Origin of the sequence: Streptomyces sp. TG1A-60 (genome assembly GCF_037201975.1) — a bacterium.
Taxonomy (GTDB): domain Bacteria; phylum Actinomycetota; class Actinomycetes; order Streptomycetales; family Streptomycetaceae; genus Streptomyces.
In genome coordinates this window covers 4,820,933-4,833,373 of record NZ_CP147520.1, presented here as the reverse complement: position 1 = coordinate 4,833,373, position 12,441 = coordinate 4,820,933, and the positions used below count along the sequence as shown (strand labels likewise).

Below are 12,441 nucleotides of genomic sequence, written 5' to 3'. Positions count from 1 at the left end.
GCGGTCAGGAGCGTCCCTGGAGGTAGCGGAGCCAGGCAGCGGTGTCGGCGGTCCTGCCGGGGGCGGGCCTGCGACTGTGCCGTCCGCGGTTGTGTCTTTCTCGGCCCTCGACCATGAGCCAGACCACGGGCAGCAACACCAGCCACAGCAGCACCACGGCCACAGGGCCGGTTGCCGTTTCATAGCCAACGATGCCCGCCGGCAGGGAAGCCAGCACGGCACCCACGGTCCATCGGCCCCACAGGGCCACCGGGCCGGGCAGTGATCGCTGTCGTGCGTGGCGTATCGCCGTGGCTCCCGCGTAGCTGCCGTAGCCTCCCACCGCCAGCAGGTCGAGCGCGAAGGCGGTCTGGAATTCGGGCAGGCCCTCCGGGGTGTCGCTGGACTCCTGGGTGACCCCGTCCTTGGTGACCGCGGTTGTGTAGTCGCGCCAGACGGTCACGGTGATGTGGTCGCCCCTTCGCAGCTGCTTCAGCAGCGGGTCCTCGTCGTTCATGTCGAGTTCTGCGGGGATTGGGCGCGGGCCGTCGAGCTCGAGCAGATACAGCTGGCTCCGGCCCTCGTTCTCGATGGCTGTCCCCGCACCGTCGCGGGGTAGGTGCGAAGGCAGTCGGCCGAGGGAGACATCGTGACGGCGCACGGCCGGGCGGAGTGAAAGGCCTGTACCTCGTCCACCATGTCCGGCACCGTGGACAAGGCGACGACACCTGCCACGGCTGCCAGTGCGGCCAGTGGCGCCACGGACAGTCCCCAAGCCCGGGTCCACCGCGTGCGCCTGCGCCGCCGTGCCTCCGCTCTCTTGCTCCTGGTCACCGGGCCTCCTTTCCGCTTTCCTGCATGCTCGCCGTGGGGCATATTGAGCCACAAGGGCTCCCCGGCAGGCAGGCGGGGCCACGGCACGGACCGCACAGCTGCGATTGCCGGAACCCAGCAGCATGACGCCTCGCCTTGGCATCCGCCTCCCGCTGACCTTGGCGTCGGTGTCCGGCTCCCCTGGCGGACACAGGCGGCCTTCCCGTGCCGGACCGGCTCGTCTGTGAGGTCCGGCCGCACGAGGTCGCCCCCGAAGCTCGGTGCGGAAGGGGACGAGGTGGTGGTCGCGTTCCAGCAGCGCGGCCATCGCTTCTCGCTTCCCGAGCGTCGAGTTGGCCCGACACGAGGTGACGGGCGCGGAATAACGCCTACCAGCGCGTCGGCCTCGGCGTCTGTCGTAGTGAGGACCTCGTGCGGAAGCCGTGGCGCCGTGGACCGGAGGTAGGGGCGTCCGTCAGGGACGTACGCGGGTCTTCAAAGTTGAGCGGTGGGAGGTGTCCGTGGGCGCGGCGGGTGGTGTCGCAGCGTGTGCGTAGGCGTTGGTTATCGGCGTTGGGGAACCGGTGAACCCGAAGGCGGCGCAGGCGACGAGCTTGATCACGCGGTTGATGCCTTCGCTCTTGGCATTGCTGTGGCCGGTGTTACGCCCGAAGGCTGCGAGAACTGCGCTTGTCCGGCGAGCTTGCCAGTTGTAGCCGATGAGCACGATCCCTGGTGCCACATCTGGCGGCTTTTGGCGTCCCGACTGCCAGACGTGGTTTGGCGAATTGGGTGTCTGGGACGTCTGGCGTTCCCTACGATGTCTGGCGTCGTGCCTGTGGCACTGATGGGCCGGGAGGGCAGATGGGTTTCGCTGGCATGGAGGAGGCTGCTGCGGCGCCGGGATTGCGGACGGCCGTGGACTTCTACACCCGCAAAGCAGATCGGCTGGAGCGGCGCCGGTGCGACCTGGAGGATGAACTGGCCTCTGTGCAAGCCGAGTTGGACAAGGCGTGCACGACACGCGATCAGCTTGCCGGGGCACTTGACGAGATCCTCTCCCAGACCTCGGGCCCCGGCCCGGAGCAGGACCCCGGCGCGGGGGAGGCCGCGGAGAGCCCGGCTGGTGGGGATGGCGATCCCTCCGCCCCCGCAGAGGCCGAGTCCGAGTCCGGGTCGGCCGATGGGACAGCTGGCGGCCGGCAGGAACGCGGGCCCGGCAGGCCGCGGGCTTCGGCTGGGAAGAAGACGGCGTCGAAGGCGAAGTCCGGCGAGGTGATGCAGGCCATCGAACAGTTGCTGGCGACGTCCGGAGAACCGATGCACGTCACGAAGATCACCAAGGCGCTTGGTCGTCCAACGGACGGAAAGGCGGGGACGGCTGCGGTGGAGACGATCCGTGCGACGTGCAAGCGGCTGGTCGGGCACGGACGGGTCGCCGAGGTGAAGACAGCCGTGTTCGCGATCGCCCGGAGTGCTGCGGGCGGGGTGGCGGATGAGCCGGGGCCTGTTGGCGGCGCAGGACTGAAGGGGGCCGCCTGACGACGTAGGCACCAGAGCTGTCCCCTCCTCCCGTTACGGGGAGGAGGGGACGGGTTCCGTTGAGCTTGGACCCTCTTCGGAACCTTCGACGTGGACCCCATTGGTAGTGGCTCACGCGCTCTCCCGAGGTTAGAGCAACCGTGCTCGCCTCGGGGGGTGCGTGGCCTATTTCGTCGTTCCCGGCAGTTGCTGTTATTCGGGGACGGGAAGGCCGGTTTCAGTGGTCGGGATGCGTTCCGTTTCGGGGCGGATACAGCGGCACGGCAAGGAAGTTCTCCAGGCGGGCGACGGTGGCGACGTCGGGCCAGCAACGGCCGGCGAGCAGGTCGGCGATGGCCTGCCGGTTGACGCCGGCGCCTGTGGCGGTCTGCCGCAGGCTCCGCTTCTGGGCTTGGAGGGCGTTCGCGAGGGCTCGGGCGATGGCCTGGATAACGGCGGCGCCGGGGTCGCTGAGCTGGGCGTGGGGCCAGGTTTCCGGATCGCCGGCAAGCTCGCGCGGCGGCCTTCGGCGGTTCATGCCTCCGACCATGCGGATGCACTCCTTTCCGTGAAGATCGGCTTCAACCCCTTCACCGGCTGCTTGAGCAGCCAGTTTTGTTGGTCTGTGACGCTGCACCCGGACATCTCCCGCCACATCCGCGACTACCGCCCTCGCCTGCCCTGGGAGAGGTGGGCACCGGTCGCCGATCAGGTACGGGCGACGGTGACGGCGACCGCACCGGCAACCTGCTACGAGGCGGGACACTTTCTCTACGCCGTGGGGCGCCTCGCCGTGTGGGCCGACCAGGGCGGCCTGCCCCGGGACCCGGCAGTGTGGCTGCGCACGGAGACGATCGACGCCTTCGTGCTGTCCGGCTGCGCGGGCCTGGACGGTTCGACGGTGCAGACCTGCCGGACCTGGCTGCGACGCACCCGGGAAGCACTCGTGTGGGTCGAGCGCGGCGAGGCCCCGCCGGTGCGGATCGCTTCTCCGCGCAATCCCCAACCACCCTACGAGAAAGGTGAGTTGGCCAGACTCCGGGACTGGGCGGGACATCTGCCGGGGCGGGCCCGGCTGGACGGACTGGGACTGATGGCGCTGGGCGCCGGCTGCGGCCTGGCCCCGGGCGAGGTTGTCCGGGTCCGTGGTTCTCATGTCGACGTCACCTGCGGAGTTCCGGTGCTCGACGAGGACATGCTGGGACGCTTGGTGGCCTGCAACATCTTCTGGGCGCCGGTGCTGACGGAACTGGCCGAGGCTGCCGGTGCGGGCTACCTGTTCCGGCCCGGCCGGAAGGTGGCGGCGGCGAAGAACCTGGTGTCGTCCTGGCCCAGCCGCCACCGCCCGCCAGACGGGCTGCCGCCGCTGTCGGCCCGCCGTCTGCGCTCGACATGGATCGTGGGGCTGCTCGCCGACGGCATCAGCCCGTCCGTGGTCGCCGCAGCCGCCGGGATGGCCTCGCCGGCCGGGCTCGCCCCCCACCACCAGTGGGTCCCTCCCCTGCCGAGGGAGGAGGTCATCCGGCTGCTGCACGGGCACCGCCGATGATGGCCCGCCCGGCGGCGGACGAGGAAGCCGCACGCGCCCTGCGGCCCCGCATCCGCCCCGGGAAGATCACCAGGATCGAGGACTCCAAGGTCGGCCAGCTGCTGACCCTGCTCGACCGCTCCGGTGTTCCGCAGCAGCTGGAGGAACTGCTGCAGGGACGGCCGGGACCAGCGGGGGTACGTCCGCGCACGGTGCTGGCCGGACTGCTGCTGGCCTCCTACTTCTCCGGCCGCGCCACCATCGCCGAAGCCTGGCGGATCCTTCATTTTCGCCTCGGCCCCAGGGCCCGCACCTGGCTGGGCATCCCCCAGCAGCCGCCCGCCAGTGCCCGCGAGAGCATCGCTGCCAGTCGCCGCCTCTACCGGGGTTTCGACCGCATCACCACTGTCCTGGACCCGGCCCGCTGCGACCGCCGCTCCCGCCTGCCCCTCGACATCGCCGCCACCCACGCCGGCGCGTGGAACACACCGTCCGGCAGGCAGAGCGCCGAGCGGCTTCAACTGCTGGCCAACCAGCTGGTTCTCGCCCCGGTACAGCTCGCCCGGTCCCGCGGCTACCTGCGCGGCTGGCGCGGAGACGTAGGTGTGGACGCCACTGCCATTCCAGTCCTCGCCCGTCACTCCAGTGAGCGTTCCCAGACCGCCTCGGTGGAGGTCACCGCAGGCTGGCACTTCAGCGGTGGCTCGGACGAAGGCACCTTCGGCTACAGCGCCACCTTCGTCGTCGCCGCGCACCGCCGCCGCCCCGGCGAGCCTGCCGGAAAGCCGACGGCCTACCCGCAGATGTGCGTCGGCCTGGTCCTGGACACACCCACGGTCCGCATCGGCCGCAACGCGGTCATCGCACTCCAGGAGGTCGGCGGACTCGGACTGCCGGTCGGCGCGTGCGCGGCCGACCGTGCTTACACCGGATGCTCTCCGGAACACTTCCAGATCCCCGTGCGGCGTCTCGGCTACCGCCTGGCACTGGACTACAAGGTCGCCGACCGGGGCGAGCAAGGCAGCTGGCAGGGCGCCTTGCTCATCGACGGCTCCCTCGCCTGCCCCTGCATGCCCGCCGCGCTGGCGCACGCCACACAGGGCATGGACGACAAGGCCGTACGCGAGTTCAGGGACAACCCACAGCTCATCGAACACATCGCCGCCCGAAGGCCGTACTTCCTCAAGACCAAACAAGGGCCCGACCCGCGCGGCGCCATCCGCCTCCACTGCCCGGCCGCCGGACCATCCCCCTCGGTGAACTGCACCCGCCGGGACCGGCTCCGTCCCCGCAAGCCCCACAGCCCAGGGCCACCGCCCGCCGTGATCGACTTCACGGACAAACGCAAACGCGCCGCGCATCCCGCCGCACAACCCACCGTCCAACTCCCCGCCGACGAATGGCTCACCCCTCCGTCGGCGGATGAACTGCCCGCTGTCTGCGGCAAGTCCGACATCACCGTCCCCGCCGACGCCGCCGGTGACCTCAAGACCGCGAAGTTCCGGCAGGACAGCCACTACCTGTCCGCCGACTGGATCGCCGTCTACAAACCCATCCGCTCCCACAACGAGGGCATCCACGGGCGCCTCAAGAGCGACGAGCTCGACATCGGCAACCCCAAACACCGCCGAGCACCGGGCCAGGTCGCCCAGACCCTCCTGGTCGCCCTCATGGTCACCGTCGGCAACCTCGACATCCTCGAAACCTGGCTCTACCAGCGCACCGGCACCCAACTCACCGACACCGACTACGCCGACACCCAAAAACCGGCACAACCGACAGCCGAACCGCCCGCACGGACCGGACGGCCACCCCCGCCCGCCGAACGATGACCCCACCCACGAACAACAACCGCAACACATGACGACGGCCGGCCCCGGAATCCCGGGGCCGGCCGTCATGCCTTCAACAGCGTGCGCCAGCAGACGAACACGGCCACACCCAAGAACCGCCGCCATCCACCACCCCGAACAGGCTCGAACAGACCTCGGAAACGACGAAGATCCCGGCGATCATCATGATCGCCGGGATCTCGTCAACTACTCCCGAGCGAACTCAAGAACAGTCGTGCGTGGACCTGAGGGGATTTGAACCCCTGGCCCCCTCGATGCGAACGAGGTGCGCTACCGGACTGCGCCACAGGCCCTTGCAACGAGTGAAACTCTAGCATCCCCGTCGCGGTGCCTGGAAATCCGTTCCCGGGCGGCTCCCGGCCCGGTCGTGACCGGCTCTTGGCTGGTCAGCGGAGTGGGAGGAGCCAGAGGAACGAGGGGGACGAGGGGGACGAGGGTCACTCGTTGGCCGCGCGGGGGCGGTCGCCGTCCTCGTACTGGTCGAAGAGCGGCGTGCGGCCCCGTTCGCGGGAGCGGCGCGCGGACGCGGCGCGGCGGGCATCGGAGCGGTCGCCACCCGGAGCGTCGGCCCCGTCGGTGGGCCCGGCGTCGTCCGCGCACTCCTCGGCACCGCGCTCCGCCTCCGGCTCACGCGCGGAGGCGTGCGCGGAGTTCGAGGGGGTGCTCGACGAGCCGTGCGGATCGGCCGCGCTGGAGCGCGCGGAGCTCCACGCGTCCGGTGCGCCGAGGTCGACGCCGGAGGTGGCCCGGGGCGCGACCGGCGCGGTGACGTACGTCGGGAGCGGTACGGGGACCGGGTCCCAGCTGTCGCCCTGGGCGGGCCGCCGCTGGCGCTCGCGCTGCTGGTCGACCCACTCGGCGTGGTCGGTCTGCTCGACGAGGGCACGGCGGTCGGCCGCGAGCGTGGTCAGGTCGGACCGGGTCTCCTCGTTCTCCGGTCCGTCCTCCGGTTCGTCGGTGTCCGCCGGGTCGGGCATCGGCCGCCGCCGCTGGGGCTGCCGCTCCCGCAGTCGTTGCGCCGCCACCTCGGCCTGCCGGCGGTCCATCGTGTACGCGAACCGCTTCAGCTCCTGGCGGCGCAGATGCGCGATGTACGTGCTCAACAGCACCGCGGGTACGGTCGGCGCCCACAGGAAGGCGAGCCCGCCGACCGCCGCGACGACCGTGCCGAGCGTGAAGGCGACGAAGAGCATCACCGTCGTACGCCGCCGGCGCGCGAGCACCTTCGAGCGCTGGGCCCGCGCTTTGGCCTCCGCCGAGCTGCCCCGGCGTGCGCCCGCCGCCTGCCTGCCCGGACGCTTCGCCCGTGCGGGGGCGGGCACTCCGGCCGCCCCCTGCTTGGCGGACGGCCCGCCGCCCTGCTGCGACACCGGCTTGGCCTGCGCCGTCGGTTTCGCCGCCTGCGACTGCGCGTGCTGTTGGGCCTGCTGCGGCGGCTCACCCCGCTCCACCGGCAGTTGCGCCTTCGTGCGCTCCCGGTGCGGAGGCATGGCGAAGGCCCGGACGTCCACCGAGTCGGTGACGCCGTCCGGTTCGGCGCTGGGCTCCCCCTCGTCGGTGGAGCGCGCCTGCAGGTCCTTGGCGTACCGGCGCTCCATGCCCGCCCGTCCGGAAAGCAGCCGGATGGCGGTACTGAAGCGTTCCGTCGGACGGGCTTCGTTCAACTCGTCCTGCCTACGGAGCCACATCGGCACCAAGTAGGCGGCCCAGGCCCCGACGATGACTGCGTAGATGAGGCCGCTGCTGCTCACGCCTCACACGGTAGAGGGGTTTGCGTGAGGCCATCCGCCAATTGAGCCGGTGTGTCGCACGATCTGGCTGATATTTCGAGCTTTTTTTGTGACCGATCCGATCAGCGGTCCATCGAGAGCGCGAAATTAACGTGCCGAGAACGCTTCGACTCGTTCAACCCGATCACAGGGCGATCACCGTTCGAGGATTTTATTCGAACAAGCATTTCATTTATGGGCCCTGTCCTGGCTTGCCCGCGTCGGAACCGGTGTTTGGTGCGTTGCCCGCGCTCCGCGCGTCGCTCGCGTTCCGCGCCCGTTCCCGTCGCCAACGGCCGAGCAGTCCCTCGGGCACCTCTTCGGCGGTGAGCGCGAAGACGAGATGGTCGCGCCAGGCGCCGTCGATGTGAAGATATCGTGGACGAATCCCTTCCTCACGGAATCCGAGTTTCTCCACGACCCGTCGGCTGGGCCGATTCTCGGGGCGAATGCAGACCTCGACACGGTGCAGCCCGACCGTCCGGAAGCAGTGGTCCACGACGAGCGCCACCGCCGTCGGCATCACGCCCCGCCCGGCGACCGACTCGTCGACCCAGTAGCCGACATGACCGGAACACATCGAACCCCACGTGATCCCGGCGACCGTCAACTGCCCGACCAGCCGCCCCTGGTACTCGATCACGAACGGCAGCATCCGGCCCGCGTTCCCCTCCGCCCGCAGATGGCGGACCATCTGACGGTACGTCGGCCGGTGCGTGATGGGCCCGCTCGGCGTGGGCGGCGGAATGGTCGCCTCCCAGGGCCGCAGCCACTCCCGGTTGCGCCGGTTGACCTCACGCCAGGCCCGCTGGTCGCGCATCCTTATGGGCCGGAGGACGACATCATCGTCCACCAGCACTACCGGCCAGGATGGGCTGTTCAGCTCGCACCCCCGTGGCTGGGTCTGGAGTGGTCCCCGCCGCGGATCTGGTCGACGGCGTGGATGAGCAGGGGCTCCAGTACGGCCAGACCGTCCCGTACGCCGCCGGTGGAACCCGGCAGATTGACGATCAGGGTCCGGCCCGCGACTCCGGCGCGCCCCCGGGAGAGCGCCGCCGTCGGCACCTTGTCCCGGCCGTACGCCCTGATCGCCTCCGGGATGCCCGGCACCTCGTGATCGAGGACCGCGCGGGTCGCTTCAGGGGTGCGGTCGGTGGGCGAGATGCCCGTCCCGCCGGTCGTCACGATCACGTCGTACCCGGCTTCGACGCCCGCCCGCAGCGCGGCCTCCACGGGGTCGCCGTCGGGCACCACCTGGGGGCCGTCGACGGCGAAGCCGAACGCCCTGAGTCCCTCGGCGATCAGCGGTCCGCCCTTGTCCTCGTAGATCCCGGCGGCGGCCCGGTTGGAGGCGGTCACGACCAGGGCGCGGTACGGAGCGGTGCGGGAACCGCCGGCCGGTGCTGTCATGCCCGGCTCCAGCCGCCCGACTTGCCGCCCGTCTTCTCCTCGACGCGTACGTCCGTGATGACCGCGCCCTTGTCGACCGCCTTCACCATGTCGACCACGGTGAGGGCGGCGACGGAGACCGCGGTGAGGGCCTCCATCTCGACACCCGTACGGTCGGTGGTCTTCACGGTGGCGAGGATCTCGACGGCGTCGTCCGCGACCGACAGGTCGAGCTTGACGCCCGACACCGACAGCGGATGGCAGAGCGGGATGAGGTCGGGCGTGCGTTTGGCACCCATGATCCCGGCGATGCGCGCGGTGGCGAGGGCGTCGCCCTTGGGCACCCCCTCGCCGCGCAGCAGTTCGACCACCTTGGGTGAGACCAGGACCCGGCCGCTGGCGCGGGCGGTGCGCGCGGTCACGTCCTTCCCGGAGACGTCGACCATGCGGGCGGCACCCGCCTCGTCGATGTGGGTCAGTCGGTCCTGCGGCGTACTCATGGTGGTGTGGCGCTCCCGGTCGGGGCCCGTCGCGGTGCGGCGCGCGGCCTGTTGTGCGCGACACGGTACGCCACCCTCGACGGTTCAGCCGAGCAGGACCACCTCGACCTCCGCGCCCGGCTCGACCGACTCGGTCTCCTCGGGGATCACGATCAGCGCGTCGGCGTGCGCGAGGGCCGCGACGAGGTGCGATCCTGCGCCGCCCACGGGGGTGACCACGCCGTCGGCGTACGTCCCGCGCAGGTACTGCCGGCGCCCGGCGGGCGAGGTCAGCGCCTTGGACGTCCGGAGGGTCGCGGTGGTCGTCGGCCGGTGGACGTCACTCAGGCCCATCAGGGTGCGGATGGCGGGCCGGACGAACAGCTCGAAGGAGACGTACGACGAGACCGGGTTGCCCGGGAGGGCCAGCAGCGGGGTGTGGTCGGGGCCGATGGTGCCGAAGCCCTGGGGCTTGCCGGGCTGCATGGCGAGCTTACGGAAGTCGATGCCGGCGCCCTCCTCGTCCTCGTCGCCGACGGACTCCAGGGCCTCCTTGACGACGTCGTACGCGCCCACGCTGACGCCGCCGGTGGTGACCACGAGGTCGGCGCGGACGAGCTGGTCCTCGATGGTGGAGCGGAGGGTCTCGGCGTCGTCGGCGACGGCGCCCACGCGGTAGGCGATCGCGCCCGCGTCCCGGGCGGCGGCGGTCAGGGCGAAGCTGTTGGAGTCGTAGATCTGGCCCGTGGCCAACGACTCGCCCGGCGGGATCAGTTCGCTGCCGGTGGAGAGCACGACCACGCGCGGGCGCGGACGCACGTGTACCGAGGCGCGGCCGATGGCGGCCAGCAGCCCGAGCTGCGGCGGGCCGAGGATCGTGCCCGCGGCCAGGGCGCGTTCACCGGCTTTCACGTCGCCGCCCTTCGCGCGCACGTGCGCGCGGGCCCCGGCGGCGCGGTGGACGGCGACCTGGCCGGTGGCGCCCTCGGGGTTCGCGCTGCCGGCGCGCATCCCGGAGACGGGGCCCTCGCCGAGTCCGCCGTCGGTCCATTCCACCGGGACGACCGTCTCGGCGCCGGGCGGCAGCGGGGCGCCGGTCATGACGCGGGCGGCCTCGCCGGGTCCCACCCGGGGCTGCTCGGCCTGGCCCGCGGCGACGTCACCGATCACCGTGAGCACGGCCGGGAACTCCTCGCTCGCGCCCGCGACGTCCGCGACCCGCACCGCGTACCCGTCCATCGAGCTGTTGTCGAAGGGCGGCAGCGAGACCGGCACCGTGACGTCCTCGACCAGGACGCAGCCCTGGGCGTCGAGAAGCTGCAGCTCGATGGGTTCCAGGGGGCGGACGGTGGCGAGGATGTCCTCCAAATGCTCGGTCACCGACCAGAGGTGGTCCCGGCCGGTGGTACGGGTCGCGGCGGTGCTCAACGTGACTACATCTCCTCGGCTACGTAACTGCGAAGCCAGGTCCGGAAGTCCGGGCCCAGGTCTTCACGTTCGCACGCGAGTCTGACAATGGCACGCAGGTAGTCGCCGCGGTCGCCGGTGTCATACCGGCGGCCCTTGAAAACGACGCCGTGCACGGGGCCGCCGACCTTCTCGTCCGCGGCGAACTGCTGGAGGGCGTCGGTGATCTGGATCTCGCCGCCGCGGCCCGGCTCCGTCCGGCGCAGGATGCCGAAGACGCCCGGGTCGAGGACGTAGCGGCCGATGACCGCGTAGTTCGACGGGGCGTCGGCCGGGTCCGGCTTCTCGACCAGGTTGGTGACCTTCACCACGTCGGCGTCGTCGGCGGGCTCCACGGCCGCGCAGCCGTAGAGGTGGACCTGTTCGGGAGCCACCTCCATGAGCGCGACGACACTGCCGCCGCGCTCCTCCTGGATCTCGATCATGCGCTTCAGGAGGGGGTCGCGCGGGTCGATCAGGTCGTCGCCGAGGAGGACCGCGAAGGGTTCGTCGCCCACATGGGGGGCGGCGCACAGGACGGCATGGCCGAGGCCCCTGGGGTCGCCCTGGCGGACGTAGTGGATGGTCGCGAGGTCGCTGGACTCCTGGACCTTGGCGAGCCGGCCGGCGTCGCCCTTCTTCTGGAGGGCGGACTCCAGCTCGTAGTTGCGGTCGAAGTGGTCCTCAAGGGGGCGCTTGTTGCGGCCGGTGATCATCAGGACGTCGTCGAGCCCTGCCGAGACGGCCTCTTCGACCACGTACTGGATCGCCGGCTTGTCCACGACCGGCAGCATCTCCTTGGGGGTCGCTTTGGTCGCCGGCAGGAACCGGGTCCCTAGACCCGCCGCGGGGATGACAGCCTTGGTGATCCTGGGGTTCGCCTCACTCATGGGCAGAACCATATCCGGTGCCTTTGTTCGGAATCTGTGGTTCCGATTAATTCGCTCTCATATGAGCAGATTACGAATACTACTGGAGCGACCTGTGAGACCGATGGGACCTGGACCGGAGTCTGCCAAGCGAACGTTGCGTCGAGCGTTCCTCCTGGTGAGGAAGGGGTTGACGCAGGATGACGTCCGGAGAACGACGGCCGCCCTGGCCGACCGGGCCCTCGATCTGCCCGAGCTGGCGCACGCGCGCACGGTCGCGGCGTACGTTTCCGTGGGGAGCGAGCCCGGCACGCTCGCGCTCCTTGACGCGCTGCGCGCGCGGGGCGCGCGCGTCCTGCTCCCGGTCCTGCTGCCCGACAACGACCTCGACTGGGGCGCCTACGAGGGAGGGGCCTCCCTCGCCCGCGTGGAGCACGGCGGCGGCCGTATGGCCCTGCTCGAACCCGTCGGCGACCGACTCGGCCCGGAGGCCGTGACCACCGCCGACGTCGTTCTGCTGCCGGGCCTCGCCGTCGACGCGCGCGGGATGCGCCTCGGCAGGGGCGGCGGCTCGTACGACCGGGTCCTGGCCCGCCTGGAGCGCGCGGGCGCCGATCCGGCGCTGGTGGTGCTGCTGTACGACACGGAGGTCGTGGACCGCGTACCGGAGGAACCGCACGACCGCCCGGTGCACGCGGTGGTGACCCCTTCGGGAGTACGACGGTTTTGGTGACCCGGACGCGAAAGCGGCCTCCACGCGTGTGTGGAGGCCGCTTTCCCCCTCAGGCGGGGGTC

The 12,441-nt window shown here is 70.9% G+C and carries 13 protein-coding genes and 1 tRNA gene; 4 read left to right on the top strand and 10 right to left on the bottom strand.

Annotated features, from left to right (window positions below; translation table 11 throughout):
- Window positions 1-4 precede the first annotated feature (4 nt).
- Entirely contained in the window at window positions 5-496 is a 492-nt protein-coding gene (locus WBG99_RS21025; protein WP_338897769.1) for a hypothetical protein, read from the bottom strand.
- 771 nt (window positions 497-1,267) lie between these two features.
- Window positions 1,268-1,519, bottom strand: coding sequence for a hypothetical protein (locus WBG99_RS21020; protein ID WP_338897768.1), 252 nt, complete (start codon window positions 1,517-1,519; stop codon window positions 1,268-1,270).
- Window positions 1,520-1,710: 191 nt separating this feature from the next.
- Between WBG99_RS21020 and WBG99_RS21015 the strand changes: the two genes are divergently transcribed.
- A complete protein-coding gene (locus WBG99_RS21015; protein ID WP_338897767.1) occupies window positions 1,711-2,334 on the top strand; it encodes a hypothetical protein in 624 nt (207 codons plus the stop codon).
- Between the two features lie 217 nt (window positions 2,335-2,551).
- Here the strand turns inward: WBG99_RS21015 and WBG99_RS21010 are convergent, their stop codons facing one another.
- Window positions 2,552-2,851: a helix-turn-helix transcriptional regulator gene (locus WBG99_RS21010; protein WP_338897766.1), complete on the bottom strand. Its 300-nt coding sequence runs from the start codon at window positions 2,849-2,851 to the stop codon at window positions 2,552-2,554.
- Between the two features lie 30 nt (window positions 2,852-2,881).
- Here WBG99_RS21010 and WBG99_RS21005 point away from each other — a divergent pair, with 30 nt between their 5' ends.
- On the top strand, window positions 2,882-3,862 hold the full coding sequence (locus tag WBG99_RS21005; RefSeq protein WP_338897765.1) for a hypothetical protein: 981 nt from the start codon (window positions 2,882-2,884) through the stop codon (window positions 3,860-3,862).
- The gene (locus tag WBG99_RS21000; protein WP_338897764.1) at window positions 3,859-5,673 is read left to right on the top strand and encodes a hypothetical protein; all 1,815 of its coding nucleotides are present in this window, start codon (window positions 3,859-3,861) and stop codon (window positions 5,671-5,673) included. Before WBG99_RS21005 ends, WBG99_RS21000 begins: the two co-directional genes overlap by 4 nt.
- A 240-nt stretch (window positions 5,674-5,913) precedes the next feature.
- Here the strand turns inward: WBG99_RS21000 and WBG99_RS20995 are convergent.
- From WBG99_RS20995 to galU, 7 genes are all read right to left on the bottom strand, one after another.
- A tRNA-Ala gene (locus tag WBG99_RS20995) sits at window positions 5,914-5,987 on the bottom strand.
- A 144-nt stretch (window positions 5,988-6,131) separates the two neighbouring features.
- Window positions 6,132-7,445: a gephyrin-like molybdotransferase receptor GlpR gene (gene glpR, locus WBG99_RS20990; RefSeq protein WP_338897763.1), complete on the bottom strand. Its 1,314-nt coding sequence runs from the start codon at window positions 7,443-7,445 to the stop codon at window positions 6,132-6,134.
- Window positions 7,446-7,656: 211 nt separating this feature from the next.
- Window positions 7,657-8,322 carry a GNAT family protein gene (locus WBG99_RS20985; RefSeq protein ID WP_338897762.1) on the bottom strand — a complete coding sequence of 222 codons (666 nt, stop codon included), beginning with the start codon at window positions 8,320-8,322 and terminating at the stop codon, window positions 7,657-7,659.
- Between the two features lie 20 nt (window positions 8,323-8,342).
- Window positions 8,343-8,873 carry a MogA/MoaB family molybdenum cofactor biosynthesis protein gene (locus tag WBG99_RS20980; protein WP_338897761.1) on the bottom strand — a complete coding sequence of 177 codons (531 nt, stop codon included), beginning with the start codon at window positions 8,871-8,873 and terminating at the stop codon, window positions 8,343-8,345.
- Complete coding sequence (moaC, locus tag WBG99_RS20975; RefSeq protein WP_338897760.1) at window positions 8,870-9,352, bottom strand: cyclic pyranopterin monophosphate synthase MoaC; 483 nt, start codon at window positions 9,350-9,352, stop codon at window positions 8,870-8,872. The genes WBG99_RS20980 and moaC overlap by 4 nt, the downstream gene beginning before the upstream one ends.
- Before the next feature lie 84 nt (window positions 9,353-9,436).
- Window positions 9,437-10,759, bottom strand: a complete 1,323-nt coding sequence (gene glp / locus WBG99_RS20970; RefSeq protein ID WP_338897759.1) for a gephyrin-like molybdotransferase Glp — start codon at window positions 10,757-10,759, stop codon at window positions 9,437-9,439.
- Between the two features lie 5 nt (window positions 10,760-10,764).
- Window positions 10,765-11,667 carry a UTP--glucose-1-phosphate uridylyltransferase GalU gene (gene galU / locus WBG99_RS20965; protein ID WP_338897758.1) on the bottom strand — a complete coding sequence of 301 codons (903 nt, stop codon included), beginning with the start codon at window positions 11,665-11,667 and terminating at the stop codon, window positions 10,765-10,767.
- A 103-nt stretch (window positions 11,668-11,770) separates the two neighbouring features.
- Between galU and WBG99_RS20960 the strand changes: the two genes are divergently transcribed.
- Complete coding sequence (locus tag WBG99_RS20960) at window positions 11,771-12,379, top strand: 5-formyltetrahydrofolate cyclo-ligase (RefSeq protein WP_338897757.1); 609 nt, start codon at window positions 11,771-11,773, stop codon at window positions 12,377-12,379.
- Window positions 12,380-12,441 lie beyond the last annotated feature (62 nt).